Origin of the sequence: Bartonella vinsonii subsp. berkhoffii ATCC 51672, assembly GCF_902825225.1 — a bacterium.
Lineage (GTDB): Bacteria > Pseudomonadota > Alphaproteobacteria > Rhizobiales > Rhizobiaceae > Bartonella > Bartonella berkhoffii.
This window is the reverse complement of the sequence record NZ_CADEAK010000341.1, coordinates 1-387: the sequence shown is the minus strand read 5'-3', so window position 1 is coordinate 387 and position 387 is coordinate 1. Positions and strand designations below refer to the sequence as shown.

Below are 387 nucleotides of genomic sequence, written 5' to 3'. Positions count from 1 at the left end.
GTTTGATAAGGCAGAAGTGCACAAACCATTAACTGAGACTCTAGTGATTTATTCGGTGATTCAAAGACCAGAAACGGCTTTTGAATAAATCTTTGTGTGTTTTTAGAGAAATACCATCCACTGGGTCTGTAAAGTCTTTGATTCGTAAATTTACTGCATAGGAGATGATAGAGATTTTTGACTTTAAAAAAGTTAAATAACATAATTTCTCTTTTATTATTACCCATTTGCAAATTCTAAAGCACTTTGGAAAAGTAAGCGGCCATCAGTACCACCATGTGCTGGTTCAATGAAATTTTCAGGGTGAGGCATCATACCAAGAATATTACCAGCTTTATTGGTAATACCAGCAATATTATTAAGTGAACCATTAGGGTTTGTATTTTC

At 33.9% G+C, this 387-nt stretch carries 1 protein-coding gene; it reads right to left on the bottom strand.

What is annotated here, in order from left to right; all coding sequences use genetic code 11:
- Positions 1-219: 219 nt before the first annotated feature.
- Positions 220-387: phosphoribosylformylglycinamidine synthase subunit PurQ (locus J7R10_RS09525; RefSeq protein WP_208436548.1), on the bottom strand; the 168-nt coding region annotated here is incomplete at its 5' end.